Source organism: Rhodococcus sp. ZPP (assembly GCF_017656075.1).
In the GTDB taxonomy this organism is placed as follows: Bacteria; Actinomycetota; Actinomycetes; order Mycobacteriales; family Mycobacteriaceae; genus Rhodococcus_F; species Rhodococcus_F oxybenzonivorans.
Genome location: NZ_CP058638.1, coordinates 199,250 through 216,731 on the forward strand (window position 1 = coordinate 199,250; position 17,482 = coordinate 216,731).

Sequence of the window (17,482 nt, forward strand, 5' to 3'; positions counted from 1 at the left end):
GACCCAGCGCGTGGGACGAACCGACTGTTGCCGGTCCGCCACGCTGTACTGATCGTGCTTCACGCGTGGGTCCGGTGTGCGTCGATTCGTGATGTTCGTGCCGGAATCGCCGACGATCTGCGACGGCGACCCGGATGGGGCCGGTCGAGCAGGATGCGCAGCACTTCCCGCTGCCCGTGGCCGGGCCTCAGCGGAAGCGTTCGGCCTCACGTGCAAGGTGCAGGAGGTCGGCGCACAACGACTCCAGCTCATGGGCCGCCGCACCTTCGGCGACGGCTGTCGCCACGTCCTCGGCCGCACAACGAACCTGGAAGATCCGGTCGACCATGGCGGAGGCTTCCTCGGCGGTCAGCACCACGGCATCCGCGGGGATACTCGTGCCCTTGACCTGGGTGCGCTGCTCGTACGCTCGCTGCCGGCACGATTGGCGGCAATACCGGCGGCGTCGCCCCATCCCGGACTCCGCGACTTCCCGGCCGCACCACACGCACGAGTCGGGTCTGCGGGATGCGCCGGTCATGGTCCACCACCTTACTGCGCGACCCCTCGATGCCCGCCCGGTAAGATGGCGAGGTTGCATCTGCGCGGCGTGCGGGAACCAATCGGGAAGCCGTGGCGTTGTAGATGAGTGTGAACGCTTGGCTGCTGTCCAGGCGTGCTCGCGCGGAGACGATCGAGGAGAGGACACAACCATGGCAGATCGCGTACTTCGAGGGAGTCGACTCGGAGCGGTGAGCTACGAGACCGACCGTGACCACGACCTCGCACCCCGTCGGATGGCCAAGTACCGGTGCGACAACGGTGAGGTGTTCGACATCCCGTTCGCGGACGACGCCGAGATCCCGGGCACGTGGCTCTGCCGCAACGGCTTGGAGGGCACCCTGGTCGAGGGCACCGCACCCGAGGCCAAGAAGGTCAAGCCGCCGCGTACCCACTGGGACATGCTGCTCGAGCGTCGTTCCAAGGAAGAACTGGAAGAGCTGCTCAAGGAGCGTCTCGACCTGCTCAAGGCCAAGCGACGCGGAGCCTGATACAGGCTGCCCGACGATACGAACGCCGTCCCGGCTCGACTGGGGCGGCGTTTGCTGTGTCTGCGCCGTCCTCGACGTAGGATCAGTGGCTGATACCAGGGTGGGCATGGGTTGGCTGCTATAGGTCGTTCGCGTGGCGACAGTCGCGACAGGACTCATCCACGTACTCCGATCTGCTGGAACGCAGGCGCGTTACATTCCGGGCACACAAACCGAGAGTCACGCCCCGAACACGCAGTCGAAGAACACCACGTATGACCGACCACCCGACTTCTCAGCTCGAGAGGTAGGTCACATGACCGCTCTCAATCTACTATTCGGTACGGCGGAGTCAAGGGTTTGGTTTCAATTTCAAGCAGGACGGGCCATCCTTCGTCGCCCCGGCGCCGCGCCGACAAAGGATGAGGGTGCACCAGCCCGTTCGCCTGCAACGCGCCGCCGCGTGTGGTATTTCCCGTCGGCGCCTCGTTCAAACCTTTCGGTCTGTTCGGCACATCGATCAGATTCGGGAACGAGTGGTGGATCGGCGCGGTGATCACCCGTAGCTGCCCCGGCGCCGCTGTAATTCGCCCGGTGGGAGGCGTCGGATTCCGAGTCAGCCGCCCACCGCACGCCTTCTCCGGCGTCGGATATCCGCTTCATCGCGTCGTTCACCATGCGTCTCCAAGCGGTGACTCCAGCCCTTCCGTCAGGTGGCGCGTATACGGCGACCCGAGGAGTACAAACACGGGCAAATCGCGACCACGAACACCGCCGCCGCGACGAAGGCCGGCAACGCCACATCCCCGGCTGGCACGAATTCGACTGGAGCCGCGTTCAGCGCACCCGAAACACCACCGCTGACCGTGCGGCACCTGACCGTGGACGCCATCCACTCAGTCGCTGACAAACTTCGATCGCATTCACGCCTGGCTCGCACCGTCTTGATCAGCTCACCTAAACGATCAGGATCAGGAGCACGGTGGGGCGAGCAGGATGTCGGGACCTCGCAGCAGTTGCCGGAGCAGGTCCACAGGAACATGCCCGTATCCGGTCTCGAGGATCAGCCCGTCGTTCCACCTCGCCGGTCGGGTGCGCAACCAGTAGGCCGCCGCGGCTCCCGCCGAACTCATAAGCGTCGCGGGCACTGAGATCGCCGCAACTGGGGTGGTCAGGGCGGTCGCGAGCGTGACCGCTGCGAGCGCGGCGTGCCGGTGGCTCGTTCAACACATCGGCTAGCGCCGACCGTTGTTCCACAACAGACTCTCTGTGGCAGGCTCCTGGTCCCACATGATCGCCAGGCTCGCTCGCGGAGCCGTTTGTTAGGTCCCCGTAGTTTGTCAGACACTGTCGTTCGTTGCTTCTTGGACCGCCGCGGACTTCTGGTTCAGTGCGCCGAACGGGATGTGTACTGAGGGGGCGAACCCTGAAACTGGCGCCGGAGCGCTTGCCGCCCCCGCAATCATGGGACAAGCGAACCCGCAGCCTGACCGCGGGAGAGCGGTAGGGATCAACAACCGTCGTCAGCGCGCTGTCGGTCGGCCGAGGGACCAGGTCGGGCCACAACGACACCGGTTCTGGCCGCAATCCCAGGCGTTTTCGGAGCCTGCGTCCTACGATGCGGACATGCTCACCCGCCGCATCTTCCTCGGAACCCTCGCGTTCAGCGCGGCGGTAGTCACCGGCTGCACCACCGACACCGATCCGGCAAGGAGCGCGAACCTGCCGGACGCGGCCGGGCTGCTCGCCGAGTCGGCGTCCGCCGTCCGCGATATCCGGAGCGCACACTTCACGATGTCCGTCACCGGCTCGATTCCAGGCATCAGCGTGCAGGCCGCCGAGGGCGATTTGACCAGGGAGGGCGGTCCGGCCGGTGGCGCGAAGGGCACGGTGAAGCTGACCCTGGCCGGCCAGCTGATCGACGGGGAATTCGTGCTGGTCGACGACTCGCTGTACTTGAAGGGCCCGACCGGCACCTTTCAGCGGTATCCGTCCTCGCTCACCGCCGAGTACTACGACCCGTCTACCATCCTCGACCCGGACCGGGGCTTCGCGAAGGTGCTGACCAACATCACGGATGCGAAGACCGAGGCGAGGGAAAAGGTTGACGGGACACCCGCATACAAGATCACCGGACGGGCGGACAAGGACGCGGTGGGCAACATCGTTCCCGGGGTCGAGTCCGAGGTGGACATCACGGTCTGGCTTGACGAGGACGGCAGGCACCTGCCGATCAGAGCGCTGGTGACGTTCCCGAAGCCGGACGGCGCAGACGCCCCGACCGTCGACGTGGTGGTGTCCGAGCTGGACAAGCCCGTGACGGTGACACCCCCGGCGTGAGTGTGGAGTTGATCCCGCGGAGCAGGACCGTCGCCATCGGCGCCGCGGCGCTCGCCGTGTTGCTCGGCGCGCTGGACACCTACGTCGTGGTGAGCATGATCCGGCAGATCATGGACGACCTGCTGATCCCGGTGAACCGACTGGAGCGGGTGACCCCGATCGTCACCGGGTACCTACTCGGCTACATCGCCGCGATGCCGCTGCTCGGCCAGGCATCGGACCGGTTCGGCCGCAAGCTGGTGCTGCAGAGCTGCCTCGCCGGGTTCCTGGTCGGCTCGGTGGTCACCGCGCTCGCCGACGACCTGCCCTTGCTCGTTTCCGGGCGGGTCGTCCAGGGTGTCGCAAGTGGGGCGTTGCTGCCGGTGACCATGGCGCTTGCCGCTGACCTGTGGGCAACCCACAAGCGGTCGAACGTGCTCGGTGCGGTGGGTGCCGCGCAGGAGCTGGGCAGCGTGCTGGGCCCGCTGTATGGGGTGGCGATCGCCAGCCTTGCCGTGTGGTCGAGCGCGTTCGGCATCGCCGGCTGGCGCGGCGTGTTCTGGATGAACTTACCGCTCGGCGTGCTCGCCATGATCGCGGTGCAGGTTTCGGTGCCGCGCCGCGACCGGGCGCACGAGCCCGTCCGGGTGGACGTGGCCGGGGGGCTGCTGCTCGCGGTCGCCCTCGGGCTGGCCGTCGTCGGCCTGTACAACCCGGACCCGCGCACCGCGGTGCTGCCACCGTGGGGCGGGCCGACGTTGGTCGGGGTCGGTGTCGCTGCCATCGCCTTCGTCGGCTGGGAGCTGCGCGCCAAGACCCGGCTGATCGACCCGGTCGATGTGCAGATGGGCGCATTCCTTGCCGCGCTCGGGGTATCCGGAGCGGCAGGCGTCGCGCTGATGGTGACCCTGGTGGACGTCGACCTGTTCGCCCAGTCGCTGCTCGACCGGGACGACCGGGGAGCGGTCATACTGCTGCTGCGGTTCCTGGCCGCGCTCCCGGTCGGCGCGTTGCTCGGCGGGCTGCTGGCGGCACGGCTGGGCGACCGGGTGGTCGCGGCGGCCGGCATGCTGCTGGCCGCGGCGGGTTACTTCCGGATGGCCCGGTGGCCGATGGACGTGCTGTCCGTGCCGTACCAGGTCGGGCCGATTGCGGTGCCCCGGTTGGACACCGACCTGGCCATCGCTGGGCTAGGTCTCGGCCTGGTGATCGCGCCGCTCTCCGTTGCGGTGCTCCGCGCCGTGCCGCCCAGCCAGCACGGGATCGCCTCGGCCGGTGTGGTGGTCGCGCGGATGACCGGGATGCTCGTCGGGGTTGCCGCGTTATCCGCGTGGGGGCTGCACCGCTTCCACAGCCTGACTGCGAACCTGCAGGTGCCGTTCCCCGTCGGCAAACCTCCCGAGCAGGCGGCACGGGAGCTGGCCGAGTACACCGGGGCAGTCGACCGGGCTCTGCTTACTCAGTACACCGAGATATTTTTGATCACGTCGGTGGTGTGCGCGGCGGGAGCGCTGCTCGCCCTGTTCCTCAGCCGCCAACCTCCCAAGGCCTCGGACTCCGCCGAGAACAGCATCGCCGAGCCGGCATGACCCCTCGAACGGCGACCTGGGCGTGGGAGTTCCTCTTGCGGTGAACGGTTGGCGGCAGCGGGTTCAATCCAACCGGGTGACACCGAGGGAGTTACGGCGGGCCGTCGGGGTACTCGTCCGATGTCGGGTATCGCGGAGCGGGCATCGAACTCCGCGTCCTCGGCTACGGTCGTCCTCGGCATGAGCCCGTATCCCTGTCGCCCCCGGTTGGCCGGGGCGGACCTCCCGGTTACCGCCCGCTATGGAAAGTAAGACCGGCACGTGTGTACGTCCTTCGGGGGTCACCTCTGGTGTGTGGCTTCCGCGACTCATCATCGGAGTTCGGAAGAATGGATTGCCGTCGAAGCAATGAGGGATCTGGGCTTCGGCGACCACACCCGTCGTCGGCGTGGCCTACGGCCCCCATGAGCCGCGCCGCGCTCATCTATTCCGTTGCGGGTCAACTCACTCCAGGCGAGGCGCGTCCCCGCGCACAGGGTTCTCGTAGAGCCGATCGAACCGCTCACGGGACGGACCGAACACCAGGAGCACACCATGACCGCAACCGCCGACTGACCCATCGATGCCCGCCTGAAAAAGGCGTTTACGGCGCGATGACGCACACCTGCTCGACGACCTGTCCGCGTGCGTGGTACTCCAACTGGTTCGGCGCCGCCTGAGCCCGGTTGTGGTGACCGTTCGTACCGGAGAACCCGCTCCCGATGCGGTCACTGCATTATGGAAGGACGGACACCTGCAGCGAATCGAAAATACCCTGTACCTGCGTCACCTGGTCGAGCAGGAACTCGCCGCCGGACGACTCAGTCCAAGCCCTGAAGCGCCGGGGCTCAGTGCTGGTGTCTGGGTGTGGGGCTGTCCCCCACAGCCTCACCGGGACTAGCGGATCTCATCGGCGCGCAACTCCACGCCCTTCCCCCGCCGTCGGCGCCGTCCTCGACGTTCTCGCGGTCGCGGAACCGCTCCCGGAACAGATCCTGGCCGACGTCACCGACTTCGGCGCCGTAGAGGATGCACACGCACTCGGATTGATCAGTGTCGACCAGAACGGCCGCCACCCGGTGCGATTGGCGCACCTGCTCTACGGTGAAGGCCGTCGCGCCCGCGCCACACCCCTTCGGCTGCGGGCGGACATCGCCGAGGCCTGGGTGCCGAGCACGATTGCGACATTCCCGACCTCGTGCGCCGTGCAGTCGTGATTCCCGAATCGAGTGTGAGCACCGATTCTGTTCTCTTCACCGAGGCCGCAACAGCGGCACCGTCATTGTTCAACCCCGAACCCGCCGTCCGCCTGTGCAAGGCGGCGATCTCGGACGGCGCCGACTACGACGCCCACCTCATTCTGACCATGCCCAGCCGCGGCGAGTAAGTCGGGCAGGCCCTGACACCGCTACTCGACCATCCGCTCACCGATGGGCAGCTCATAGACGTCGCGTAACTATGGGCGCTAGGCGCACTCTTGATCGTACTGGGAGAGATGCGAAGGACGTGCAAAATTGCGCCCGATGCGGCCTGCGCGAGAGACCTCTTGACCGCCTCCCCGCGTGTTTCGATAGTCCGCCTCCCCCTTTCACCGGTTCCACATCAGAGGCCTGCGACCGGCCACGTTCTTGAAGCCACAGCCGTGGCCACACGCCGCGAGGCGCGCAATAGCCATCAATGACTGAAGACCAAGAGCAATGTAAACAGCGAACCTGACATCGCCTGTACCGGTATCGGAACGCCACCCAACCAGAGAACCGGCTTGGCGGCGGCGCGGCACGCCGACGACCGGTGCCCGCCGGGCACATACGCCCCGGTGGGGACCGGTCATCGATGGTGAGTGGTGGTGAACGCTGGGCGTTGTTCACCCCTCCCGTTTCACCCCGGCGGCGGCTATCCGGCGTTGCCGCCGGCGCCACCCGTGCCGCTGCCGCCCTGGTTGCCGACACCATTGCCGGCGGAACCGCCGACACAGTCGCCGCCGTCCCCGCCCCGGGTGCCGCTCCCTGGCGCACCCGGCTGACAATTCGCGGCGCCCGGGGTGTCCGGAACAGCAACCCCGACGACCGTCGTCGGGCCGAGAATGCCGCCGTCCGACCCGACGGCGGCACCCGCCCCGCAGGCAAGCACCGCCGCCGCGGCACCTGCAACGATCGCCCCGATCGCGGACCTTCTCAACATGACGCGTTACCTAGTACCGACGCCGCCGCCCGCACCACCGGTTCCGTTACCACCGGTGTTGTTGTTGCCGTTACCGGCGTTGCCACCGGTGCCATTGCCACCATTGCCGCCCTGCTGGTTGTTCTCGAAACCGATATTGATTCCGCCTCCGCCGACGTTGCCGCCCGCACCACCGGTTCCATTGCCGCCGGTGTTGTTGTTGCCGTTACCGGCGTTGCCACCGGTGCCATTGCCACCATTGCCGCCCTGCTGGTTGTTCTCGAAACCGATATTGATCGGTACATCGAACGGAAATGGAGCGGCTGACGCGGCACCCGCCCCGAGGATCAGCATGGGCACCGCGGCGGCGCCGACGAGAAGGGCGCGGACTGTGGTCTTGACGGACTTGGTGGACGTGGTGGTGTTCGACATGGTGTGTTCCTCCGGTGTGTGAGTGGGGGTGGTGCTTTCGATGCCGTCAACAATGCCCGCCGCCGCGGGGTCACCTCATCCCCTTCAGGGTGCACATCACCACACCCCGAAGAGTCTCCGAACCCTCAGTCCCCCAACGCATTGCAGCCTCGACAGGGGGTGACCGCACTCCCACCCTGAAGGGGATGCGGGCGGGATCGGTGTGGACCAGTGTGAACAGGGCAAGCACACCCACTCCCACACCGCACATACTTCAGGAAGACCCATGACCCAGCCCGAACTGACCACACCGCAGACCCCGCAGTACCCGCCGCCCCCGTCCTCGAACGTCGGGTGGGCCGTCGTCACCGTCGTGTTCTTCTGGCCCCTCGCGTTCGCCGCGTTCAGCAACGCACTGAAAGTGTTTCCCCGCTGGTACAACGGCGACCTCGACGGCGCTCGCGCCGCATCGGCCCGGGCCCGGACCCTCGGCATCATCGCCCTCTGCCTCGGCGGCCTCTTCACCGCATGGTGCCTGGCCTCCGCCTTCGTCTGACCGGCATCTCCACCGCACACCCAGACCCCGAAGACCCTTCGAGCCGAACATCCACAGATCCGCGGCGCCCGATAGCGCCTGGCGCCTGGAGCCCCCGTGAGGGGTGGACAAATATCACCCCAGGGGCACTAACACCACGACCCCCGGCGCACCACGATAGAAGGAACCGGTAAGCGCCATACCCACGACCTTGCCCATCCCTGCGGACACATACCGAAAGGATCAATGCCAGTGAAATACCCGGTCCTGACCTACACGAACCACGGACACACACACGAATTACCACTGACCCCGGACCGGTCCCAGATCATCATCGGCCGCTCCGCATACGCCGACGTGTCACTGTCCACCGACCCGGACATCTCCCGCCTCCACGCCACCGTCGAACACATCGGCGGCTACTGGGCCGTCACCGACGAAAGTCTCTCCCGCAACGGCACCTTCGTGAACGGCACCCGGATACGCGGACGCCGGATCCTGCACCCCGGAGACGTCATCCGGATCGGCGACAGCACCCTCACCTACCACGGGGAACCCGCCACCGGATGCGGCGAAACCGCCATCGGCGACACCCTCGACACACCCCCCGAGCTCACCCCTGCCCAGCACGCCGTCCTCACCGAGTTGTGCCGGCCGTTCCACAACGGCACCGATCACCCTGTCCCCGCATCGAACCAGCAGATCGCCGACGCTCTGCATTTGAGCACCGAAACCGTCAAATCACATTTGCGCGCTCTCTGCAGCAAATTCCAAGTCGACGAATTTGCCCGCAACGAGAAACGCGGCCGACTGGTCGCCCTTGCCCTCACGAACAAAATCGCCACCCCCCACACGCTCTGACGCCTCAGTTGTCGATTGCTACCTCACCGCGGGTCGAATCGCCGACGCGACAGCCCCACCGTCAGCGTTCAGATCTCAGCGGCTCACCGCGTTCTCCTGCTCGACGCGTGAGAGCTTCTCGGGATTGCGCACGATGTAGAGCCCGGTGATCATGCCGTCGTCCATCCGCACCGCCACGACGTCGTCGATCTCCCCGTCGAGCCGGACGATCAGAGCTGGGCAGCCATTGATCTGCACCGGCTCAACCGACACCTGGCCGTCGATCCGCGGCAGGCCGGCCGCCAGCAGGCGACCCACTTTGTCGGCTCCCACGATCGGTCGCGGCACCGCCTGCTTGACCCCGCCGCCGTCACCCAAGAGGACGACGTCGGGTGCGAGCAGGTCGAGCAGGCTCTGCAGATCACCCGTCTCGAGTGCCCGCTGGAACGCCGCGAGTGCGTCTCGGGATTCGGCCGGGGACACGACGCCGCGCGGTCGGCGCGCCGCGACATGTCCCCGCGCCCGGTGCGCGATCTGACGGACAGCGTCCGGGCTCTTGCCGACGGCCTCCGCGATCTCGCCGTACTCGAGATCGAACACCTCACGCAGCACGAACACCGCCCGCTCGGTCGGCGCGAGCGTCTCTAGCACCAGCAGCATCGCCATGGACACGCTGTCGGCCAACTCGACGTCCTCGGCTACATCGGGTGCGGTCAGCAGCGGCTCGGGCAACCACTGGCCGACGTACGCCTCCCTGCGCCGACTGAGCGTCCGCAGCCGGACGAGGGCCTGACGGGTGGTGATCCGGACGAGATACGCACGCTGATTGCGGACGGTGTCGAGATCGACGCCTGCCCAGCGCAGCCAGGTTTCCTGGAGGACGTCTTCCGCGTCGGTGGCTGAGCCGAGCATCTCGTAGGCAACAGTGAACAGCAGGTTGCGGTGGGCGACGAACGCTTCGGTAGCGGGATCCGAATGATCATCCTGGCTCCCGCCACGATCTGCGGGCGTGGTCTGCGACGTGCCGGCCATGGGTGGCTCCTCTTCTCTGTCGTTCTGTGTCAGACACCAGACACCGGACGCCGCCGTTTTGTGACATCCGAAACATGTGTCACAACAGTCGGGTGCCCGGCATCTCATGTTCGTACAGATCAGCACGCCACCACGAGTGAGGACGAAGTCATGGATGCCCGATTCGACCTGTTCGACAATGAGATTGCCATGAAATTCGCTAAGCGGTTCGCGAACGCGGCCCTGGTGATCGACCAATCGCCGCTGCCGAAGGCCACCCAGCACCTGGTCGAGATCCGGGCCAGCCAGATCAACGGCTGTGGCTTCTGCACCGACATGCACACCAAGGATGCCGCGGCCGCCGGCGAGACCCCGATCCGGCTGAATCTGGTCGCCGCCTGGCGCGAGGCCACCGTGTTCACCGAGGCGGAGCGGGCCGCGCTGGCACTCGCAGAAGAGGGCACCCGGCTCGCCGACGCCCACCACGGCGTGTCCGACGAGACCTGGTCGCAGGTGCGCAAGTACTACGACGACGACCAGATCGCCGCGCTGGTGTCCCTGGTGGCCCTGATCAATGCCGCCAACCGGATCAACGTGATCGTGCGTAATCCGGCCGGGTCCTACGAACCCGGCATGTTCGCCAGTATGACGAGCTGACAGGCCGACCAAATGTCCGGTGAAGGATCGCCGACCGCTCGGCGATCCTTCACCGGACCGGAAAAACGAACTAGCGCGGTTCCTGGTAGGAGACGACCACATCCGAGTACCGTCGTGGCATGGGTGACGAGGCAATCGACCCCGAAGCGGCGTATGAAGCCCTTTCCGCCGGCGCACGCCTCGCCCTGCTGCGAAATCCGGAAGGCATAATGCCGCCACAGTTCATCGGTCAGGTGATGACCGTGTGCGGAAACTCGTGCGTCGCAGCCATCAGTGGCAAAGCTGATTCGGTACCGCAGATCGCGCTTCTGCAGGGACCACTCTCGGACTACCTCTCCCACTGCAGATGCGCCCTCGACACGTGGTGGAACTCGTTGACGCCGCCACTGCGGGCCGGCATCCGGTGTCGCGAAGCGCTACCCGAAACGCTGCCACTGCAACTACCCGACCACTCTCCCTGGGCTGACGTGTCCACACCCTGTTCACCCCTGTTGGTGCGCGACTACCTGGAGTTGCAGGCGACGGGCGGCGAACTGATGTAGTCCTAGGGGGCAGCTCCCCAGCCTGTGGTCGGCCGGCGTCAGGAACTCGTGAGGATGACGAGTTGCCGGGTTGCCCGCGTCATGGCGACGTAGCGGTCGACGGCTCCTTCGATCCCCTCACCGAACGACGCCGGGTCGACCAGAATGACGAGGTCGAACTCGAGCCCCTTCGACAGCTCCGGTGTCAGCGACCGGATACGCGACGTCGACTGGAAATCGGGATCGCCTATGACGCATGCGATCCCGTCGGAGTTCGATTCGAGCCAGGTGTCGAGGATCGAGCCCAGCTCCGACGTGGATCGGTGTACGACGGGGTTGCCGCTGCTGCGGATGGAGGTCGGCACGTTGGCGTCCGGGAGGAAGGTACGGATGACCGGTTCGGCTTCCGTCATGATCTCTTCCGGGGTCCGGTAGTTGATGCTCAGTGCGGCGAGGTCGATCCGATCGAACCCGATCCGCCCGAGCCGTTCGTGCCACGACTCGGTGAACCCGTGCCGGCCCTGCGCCCGGTCCCCGACGATGGTGAAGCTGCGGGACGGGCAGCGCAGCAACAACATCTGCCACTCCGCATCCGTCAGTTCCTGAGCCTCGTCCACCACGATGTGCGCGAACGGTCCGGCGAGCAAATCCGGGTCGGAGCTCGGCAGAGCGGTCCCGTCGACCAGGGACTGCTGCAGGTCCTGGCCACGCAGCATCGACATCACGAGCATTTCCGAGTCGTCGGCCGCGATCAGGTCGTCGACGACGTCACTCATGCGCGCGCGTTCGGCAGCGACGGCGGCGTTGCACCGACGTCGGCGTCGTGACGCCTCCGGGTCCCCGAGTCGCTGCCGTGCCGCATCCAGCAGTGGCAGGTCGGACACCGTCCAGTCCTGGGCGTCCGCGCGTTGCAGTTTCCGAATTTCGTCGTCGCTGAGCCAGGGTGCGCACTTGCGCAGGTAGGCGGGGACCGACCACAGGTCTGCGACGAGGTCGGCGGCTTCGATCAGGGTCCATGCGTTGTCGAGGGTTGCGCGCAGTTCGTCGTTCTGCTGCAACAACTTCCGGAGTTGGGCGGCCGGAACGTCACCGTCGTACTTGTCGATCAGGATCGTGAGCAGCAGCTCCCAGATCTGGTCCCGCGCCTCGTTGTGCGGAGTGCCGGGTTCCGGCGCTGCGAATGCCTCGACCCAGTCGTCGGCGCTCAGCCAGAGGTCGGTCCAGTCGGTCGCGACCGTCATGCCCTCGGTGGGCGGCTCCTCGTAGAACTCGACGGCCGCACCGATCGCCTTCACCAGATCCGCGGACGACTTCAGGCGCGTCACCTCCGGATCCTGCTCGACCCGGGCGGCGGCGCCCTCGGTGACGAGGTCGCGCAGGGTGCACAGCTGGACGCCCTCTTCGCCGAGGCTGGGCAGGACGTCGGCGACGTAGGCCAGGTAGGGCTCGTGTGGTCCGACGAACAACACCCCGTGACGGAGTCGGGGGTCGGAGTAGAGCAGGTACGCGGCGCGGTGCAGCGCGACGACGGTCTTACCTGTACCCGGACCACCGTCGACGACGAGGGCGCCGCTCGCTCCCGCACGGATAATGGCGTCCTGGTCGGCCTGGATGGTGCCGAGCACGTCTCGCATTCGGGCAGTCCGGTTGCTGCCCAAGCTGGCGATGAACGCGGACTGGTCGTCGAGCGCCGCGTTCCCTTCGAACCCGTCAGGCGTAAACACCTCGTCCCAGTAATCGCTGATCCGCCCGCGGGTCCAGCGATACCTGCGACGGCGGGTCAGGCCCAGCGGGTTGGCGTGGGTGGCCCCGAGAAACGGCTCGGCCGCGGGCGAACGCCAGTCGACCAGCAGCTGATTGCCCGCACTGTCCATGAGGCCGAGGCGTCCGACATACACGGGCTCGGGGTTGTCGGCGCTGACGATGTGTCCGAGGCACAGGTCCAAGCCGAAGCGGCGCAAGGCGCGCAGCTGAGCGTTCAGCTCGTGAACCATCATGTCCCGCTCCATCGCCTCCTGGCCCAGACGGCGGGGCGCTTTGCGTTCGGCATCGATGCGGCGGGACAGGTCGGCGATGGACTGTTCGAGGCTTTCTGCGATCGCGGCGAAGTGCCGCTCATCCCCGGCGATCAGCGCCGGGTCGGCCTTGGCCGTCAGGTGGTCGGGAAGAGCGAATGCCGTGGTAGTCAAGGGGTTCACAGTCATCAGCTCCGATCCGTTGGTCGTTCAATCGTGCCGAGCAGCAGCGTCGCGGCGACCGCTGCCCCGTCCGTGCGGATCGTGCCCGCCACGGCGGCCGCCCGTGCTCTGGTTTGAGGAGTCAGCGCCGCCGTGAGTGCTGCCGACAGCGACTCGAAGGTCGGAATCGGACCGTCGTGCGCTGCGCCGATACCCATAGCGGCCACTCGTCCGGCCCAGTACGGTTGGTCCACCACCTGCGGTACCACCACCTGTGGCGCGCCTGCCCGCGTGGCCGTCGTCGTCGTTCCCGCGCCGCCGTGGTGCACGACGGCGGCTACCCGGGTGAACAGTGCCTGCTGATTGACCTCGCCGACGGCGAAGCAGTCGGCGAGGTCGTCGATCAGGGCGAGGTCCGCCCAACCCCGCCCGACAAGTGCGCGGCGCCCCTGCGCGCGGATCGCCTCGATGGCCACCCTGGCGGCGTCCTTCGCCGCTCCCATGGGCATGCTGCCGAAGCCCACATACACCGGCGGTGTGCCAGCGTCCAGAAATGCCACCAAGTCGGCAGGAAGTGGGCGGTCGTCGGGCGGGATCCACGCGCCGGTCTGGACGACATCGAGGTCTGACGTCCCTCGCCACGGGTCCAGAATCGGGTCCGTCGCGAGCCACGGCCGGTCGCCGAAAACGTAGTCGCGAAGGTGGCTTACCGGGGGCAGGCCGATCGACGCCCGGTTGGTGTCGAGCGCCTCACCGAAAAGCGCATCGATGCTCTGAGCGTCCAGCTCCCAGAGTGTCCGGTTGTCCGTCACATCCGGCGGGAATGACCGGCCCGGATACGCCAGCGGCGGGCGATGCGGTGACGGCAAGGTGAGCTGCTGAAAGGTCACGGACACGGACGGAATGCCCAGTTTCTCGGCCACCGACAACGCACCGGCCGCCGCAGGCATCACACCGGTCGCGACCAACCCGTCACATCCCTCGGCCGCAGCAGTGACCGCCTCGAACTGAGCGGCGATCAACTCGGCCGCGCGCCGGGGCAGGTCCGCCGAAGACGGTGCCGCGGTCGTCAGCGCACGTGCCGACTGCCCGACGGGCACCATCGATACGCCGACACCAGCCAGGCGCTGCGCGAAGTCCTCGTCCGGCGGCGCGCACACCCGCACCTCCGTGCCGAGGTCCTGCAACTGCACCACGAGTCCCACCAACGGTTCGACATCACCGCGCGACCCATACGTCGACAACAACACACGCATTCATGTCCCCCAATTCCGCCGGTTCCGGCTCAGGCCGGTAAGTTTGCGGCACAACCCGGGCCTTGCCGCAAGACCCCGGGTGCGCTATACATTGAAAGTGGAAGAGAGTTCGTCTCCTTCCTTCTCGTCCGGTTGCGGACGCATTCCCCCCAGAAATTGCTCGAACGCGACGCGTGCCAACGGGGACGGCCGGTGCAGACCACTCCAACGACCGTCGCAAGTCGGCGCTCAAAGTGTGGGCGCCGCGCTGCTGCGGCTCCGCTGAGATCAACTCCGCAACTTTGGTCAGGCGAGAATGTCTGCCGCATAGGCGATTCGGTTGCCTCGCCCCCGAACCGTCAAGGCGGTATGCATGAACCTCGGGCATGCCCGATCTGTCCGGCAGCTATCGGACAGCAGATATCGCCCGCGGTGATGCGGACTCGCTGCTGGCCGCCAAGGCCGAGTGCCCGGCCGATGACTTGTTCAGCGAGCTCGCCGCCGCCGACGAGCCGACTGGCTCTCGGAGTCCGAAGCGGTGGGCACCGCCTCGTTGATGGTGGTGGTCGCGGGGTACGAAACGACGGTCGGCTGCGACAGTTGCTGGTGCAGCGACCGGAGTTGCTCAGCCCGAACTCGGAATCGGCCCGCGACCAATCAGCCTCCGATTCAACCGACACATCGGCAGAACTTGACGAGGCCCTCGGGTGTGACCCACTCAACCTTTGACTTCAAGTACTTGAAGTTCTTAGCGTTTATGTCGTGAGTGCACGAACCACCCCACGCGACTACACGATCAAGGACGCGGCCGCACTGACCGGACTTCCGGCCAGCACGCTGCGTTACTACGAGTCGGTCGGTGTGATCGCGCCGATCAGCCGCGGGGAGAGCAGTAGACACAGGGTCTACGACGAGAACGACTTGGGACAGCTGTTGGCAATCGCGTGCCTGGCGGCAACCGGGATGTCGGTCAGCGACATGAAAGAGTACGTCGCCAACGCACAACTCGGGGCCGGGGCCGCCCCCGCGCAGATCGAATTGCTGACCCAACGCCGGCAGCAACTCGCACTCGAGGCCCGGCAGATGGCACTCCGCCAACGCTACGTCGAACTGAAGATCGACTACTGGCGCACGATCGACGCGGGCGACGAGGCCCGTGCCACGCTCCTCGCGGCCGAGGCGAGCGCACTGGCTGACGAGCTCAAGAACACCAAGAAGCGATAGCCCACACCCCGCACGCCCGGTGCTCGCCCGTACACGCCCGGTGCTTGCCCGTAGACGGATGCGCCACCGGTCACGCGGTCCTGCCCTACTCACCACCGAAGTGACCCCCAGAGAAGAAGGAAGATTTGCCATGCGTGTCCACGCGTACGCCGCTCCCGCCGCGGGCCAGCCGCTGGTTCCCACGACCATCGAGCGCCGCGACGTCGGCTCCCACGACGTCCTTATCGAGATTCAGTACGCCGGCATCTGTCACTCCGACATCCACACCGTCAACGGCGACTGGGGTTCGCAACCCTTCCCGGTTGTGCCCGGCCACGAAATCGTCGGCATCGTCGCCGAGGTCGGCGCCGACGTCACACGTCACAAGGTCGGTGACCGCGTCGGCGTCGGCTGCCTGGTCAACTCCTGCGGCCAGTGCATCAACTGCCGCAACGGCGACGAGCAATACTGCACCGACGGCATGGTCCCCACCTACGCCGGCGTAGACCGTGACGGCACCACCACCCAGGGCGGCTACTCCACCCACGTCGTCGTCGATGCCGACTACGTCCTGTCCGTCCCGAAAAGCTTGGACCCGGCTGCGGCGGCTCCCCTAATGTGCGCCGGGATCACCACCTACGCCCCGCTGCGCCGCTGGGGCGCCGGTCCCGGCAAGAAGGTTGCCATCGTCGGCCTCGGCGGGCTCGGGCACATGGCCGTCAAGATCGCCCACGCCCTCGGCGCCGAGGTCACCGTGCTGTCCCAGTCGCTGAAGAAGCAGGAGGACGGACTCCGCCTCGGCGCAGACGCGTACTACGCCACCTCCGACCCCAGAACCTTCGAGCAGCTCGCCGGCCGGTTCGACCTCATCATCAACACGGTCAGCGCCGCAATCGACCTCAACGCCTACCTCGGACTCCTCGCCGTCGACGGTTCCCTGGTCAATGTCGGTGCTCCAGCCGAGCCGCTCAGCCTGAACGTGATGTCGCTGATCGGCGGCCGCCGCAACTTCGCCGGGTCGATGATCGGCGGCATCGCCCTGACCCAGGAGATGCTCGACTTCTGCGCCGACCACGGCATCGGATCCGAAATCGAAGTGATCCCCGCCGACCGGATCAACCAGGCATACGAGCGCGTCCTCGCGTCAGACGTCCGATACCGGTTCGTCATCGACACCGCCACCCTGAACTGACCCAACGTGAACGCCCGCCGGACGAGGCGGGCGTTCACCCACACATCACACATCGAAGGGAGGGAACGTCTGTTTTCGCCCGCAGCCTCACTCGGGTATGAAAGCAAGCGACATCTGACGTGATAACGCCGCCCTGGCATCCAACTGGGCGATCGTCAGCTGGCGCGGCGACCGAGCAGATATCCACTGCCGATCTGCACCGGCTGGCTCGGCGGGACTTGGTGTGCCACCTGATCATTGACGCTCAGGACGTCTTGATCACCCTCGCGACTCCCACCGGCTCGGAACCAACCCGCAACGCGGTGACCTACTGGGACCTCGCCCAAACACCGCCAAGCGGCGACGACCCACTCGACTCCTTGATCGTCCGGCTCGCCGCCGCATACCAGGAGCCGCGGCTGCTGCAGTTTCACCTCGACCTCATCGCACACCTCCCGGACGCTGCGCAGCCGCCCATCGAGGGACTTGCCCAGTCCCGCCATATGTCGGAGAAGATCGCCGGCACCACCTTCCCCACGTCGTTCTGCGACAGGGACGCGCTGCTGGTCGGCACCGGACGGCGGGCCCCGACCGACGCGGAGAAGGCCGAACTGGGCGAGCTCACCGCGACACTGCCGCTAGTCCTCAGATAATTGCCTACCAG

The 17,482-nt window shown here is 66.7% G+C and carries 19 protein-coding genes and 2 pseudogenes; 14 read left to right on the top strand and 7 right to left on the bottom strand.

Annotated features, from left to right (window positions below; translation table 11 throughout):
• Window positions 1-187 precede the first annotated feature (187 nt).
• Window positions 188-520, bottom strand: a complete 333-nt coding sequence (locus tag HYG77_RS00975) for a hypothetical protein (protein ID WP_109329829.1) — start codon at window positions 518-520, stop codon at window positions 188-190.
• 172 nt (window positions 521-692) lie between these two features.
• Here HYG77_RS00975 and HYG77_RS00980 point away from each other — a divergent pair, with 172 nt between their 5' ends.
• On the top strand, window positions 693-1,031 hold the full coding sequence (locus HYG77_RS00980) for an RNA polymerase-binding protein RbpA (protein WP_005255751.1): 339 nt from the start codon (window positions 693-695) through the stop codon (window positions 1,029-1,031).
• A gap of 950 nt (window positions 1,032-1,981) precedes the next feature.
• On the opposite strand, the gene HYG77_RS00985 is transcribed toward HYG77_RS00980, so the two are convergent.
• Window positions 1,982-2,158: a hypothetical protein gene (locus tag HYG77_RS00985; protein ID WP_208961624.1), complete on the bottom strand. Its 177-nt coding sequence runs from the start codon at window positions 2,156-2,158 to the stop codon at window positions 1,982-1,984.
• A 478-nt stretch (window positions 2,159-2,636) separates the two neighbouring features.
• Between HYG77_RS00985 and HYG77_RS00990 the strand changes: the two genes are divergently transcribed.
• From HYG77_RS00990 to HYG77_RS01005, 5 genes and pseudogenes are all read left to right on the top strand, one after another.
• A complete protein-coding gene (locus HYG77_RS00990) occupies window positions 2,637-3,350 on the top strand; it encodes an LppX_LprAFG lipoprotein (protein ID WP_208961625.1) in 714 nt (237 codons plus the stop codon).
• The gene (locus tag HYG77_RS00995) at window positions 3,347-4,918 is read left to right on the top strand and encodes an MFS transporter (RefSeq protein ID WP_208961626.1); all 1,572 of its coding nucleotides are present in this window, start codon (window positions 3,347-3,349) and stop codon (window positions 4,916-4,918) included. The genes HYG77_RS00990 and HYG77_RS00995 overlap by 4 nt, the downstream gene beginning before the upstream one ends.
• Before the next feature lie 592 nt (window positions 4,919-5,510).
• Window positions 5,511-5,723: pseudogene (locus HYG77_RS40895) on the top strand (hypothetical protein); the annotation flags it as partial.
• A gap of 31 nt (window positions 5,724-5,754) precedes the next feature.
• Window positions 5,755-6,114 (top strand): hypothetical protein, encoded by a 360-nt coding sequence (locus HYG77_RS01000; RefSeq protein ID WP_208961627.1) that lies wholly within the window; start codon window positions 5,755-5,757, stop codon window positions 6,112-6,114.
• A gap of 14 nt (window positions 6,115-6,128) precedes the next feature.
• A complete protein-coding gene (locus HYG77_RS01005; protein WP_162603225.1) occupies window positions 6,129-6,284 on the top strand; it encodes a hypothetical protein in 156 nt (51 codons plus the stop codon).
• A 506-nt stretch (window positions 6,285-6,790) separates the two neighbouring features.
• On the opposite strand, the gene HYG77_RS01010 is transcribed toward HYG77_RS01005, so the two are convergent.
• Window positions 6,791-7,078 carry a hypothetical protein gene (locus tag HYG77_RS01010; protein ID WP_208961628.1) on the bottom strand — a complete coding sequence of 96 codons (288 nt, stop codon included), beginning with the start codon at window positions 7,076-7,078 and terminating at the stop codon, window positions 6,791-6,793.
• Window positions 7,079-7,084: 6 nt separating this feature from the next.
• Window positions 7,085-7,489, bottom strand: a complete 405-nt coding sequence (locus HYG77_RS01015) for a hypothetical protein (protein WP_208961629.1) — start codon at window positions 7,487-7,489, stop codon at window positions 7,085-7,087.
• A 265-nt stretch (window positions 7,490-7,754) separates the two neighbouring features.
• Here HYG77_RS01015 and HYG77_RS01020 point away from each other — a divergent pair, with 265 nt between their 5' ends.
• Both HYG77_RS01020 and HYG77_RS01025 read left to right on the top strand, forming a co-directional pair.
• Entirely contained in the window at window positions 7,755-8,024 is a 270-nt protein-coding gene (locus tag HYG77_RS01020) for a CD225/dispanin family protein (protein ID WP_109329813.1), read from the top strand.
• 225 nt (window positions 8,025-8,249) lie between these two features.
• Complete coding sequence (locus tag HYG77_RS01025) at window positions 8,250-8,864, top strand: FHA domain-containing protein (protein WP_244373390.1); 615 nt, start codon at window positions 8,250-8,252, stop codon at window positions 8,862-8,864.
• 75 nt (window positions 8,865-8,939) lie between these two features.
• Here HYG77_RS01025 and HYG77_RS01030 read toward each other — a convergent pair whose 3' ends face one another.
• Entirely contained in the window at window positions 8,940-9,875 is a 936-nt protein-coding gene (locus HYG77_RS01030) for an RNA polymerase sigma-70 factor (RefSeq protein ID WP_109329811.1), read from the bottom strand.
• A 150-nt stretch (window positions 9,876-10,025) separates the two neighbouring features.
• On the opposite strand from HYG77_RS01030, the gene HYG77_RS01035 reads away from it, so the two are divergent.
• Both HYG77_RS01035 and HYG77_RS01040 read left to right on the top strand, forming a co-directional pair.
• Window positions 10,026-10,511, top strand: coding sequence for a carboxymuconolactone decarboxylase family protein (locus tag HYG77_RS01035; protein ID WP_109329809.1), 486 nt, complete (start codon window positions 10,026-10,028; stop codon window positions 10,509-10,511).
• A 119-nt stretch (window positions 10,512-10,630) separates the two neighbouring features.
• Window positions 10,631-11,053 (top strand): hypothetical protein, encoded by a 423-nt coding sequence (locus HYG77_RS01040; protein WP_208961630.1) that lies wholly within the window; start codon window positions 10,631-10,633, stop codon window positions 11,051-11,053.
• Window positions 11,054-11,091: 38 nt separating this feature from the next.
• Here HYG77_RS01040 and helR read toward each other — a convergent pair whose 3' ends face one another.
• Window positions 11,092-13,230 (bottom strand): RNA polymerase recycling motor ATPase HelR, encoded by a 2,139-nt coding sequence (gene helR, locus HYG77_RS01045; RefSeq protein WP_208963245.1) that lies wholly within the window; start codon window positions 13,228-13,230, stop codon window positions 11,092-11,094.
• Between the two features lie 5 nt (window positions 13,231-13,235).
• On the bottom strand, window positions 13,236-14,465 hold the full coding sequence (locus HYG77_RS01050) for a glycosyltransferase (RefSeq protein WP_208961631.1): 1,230 nt from the start codon (window positions 14,463-14,465) through the stop codon (window positions 13,236-13,238).
• A gap of 365 nt (window positions 14,466-14,830) precedes the next feature.
• Between HYG77_RS01050 and HYG77_RS01055 the strand changes: the two genes are divergently transcribed.
• From HYG77_RS01055 to HYG77_RS01070, 4 genes and pseudogenes are all read left to right on the top strand, one after another.
• A complete protein-coding gene (locus HYG77_RS01055; RefSeq protein WP_208961632.1) occupies window positions 14,831-15,001 on the top strand; it encodes a hypothetical protein in 171 nt (56 codons plus the stop codon).
• Between the two features lie 205 nt (window positions 15,002-15,206).
• Window positions 15,207-15,668 carry a MerR family transcriptional regulator gene (locus HYG77_RS01060; RefSeq protein ID WP_208961633.1) on the top strand — a complete coding sequence of 154 codons (462 nt, stop codon included), beginning with the start codon at window positions 15,207-15,209 and terminating at the stop codon, window positions 15,666-15,668.
• A gap of 130 nt (window positions 15,669-15,798) precedes the next feature.
• A complete protein-coding gene (locus tag HYG77_RS01065; protein WP_208961634.1) occupies window positions 15,799-16,839 on the top strand; it encodes an NAD(P)-dependent alcohol dehydrogenase in 1,041 nt (346 codons plus the stop codon).
• A 212-nt stretch (window positions 16,840-17,051) separates the two neighbouring features.
• A pseudogene (locus tag HYG77_RS01070) lies at window positions 17,052-17,471 on the top strand (maleylpyruvate isomerase); the annotation flags it as partial.
• Window positions 17,472-17,482 lie beyond the last annotated feature (11 nt).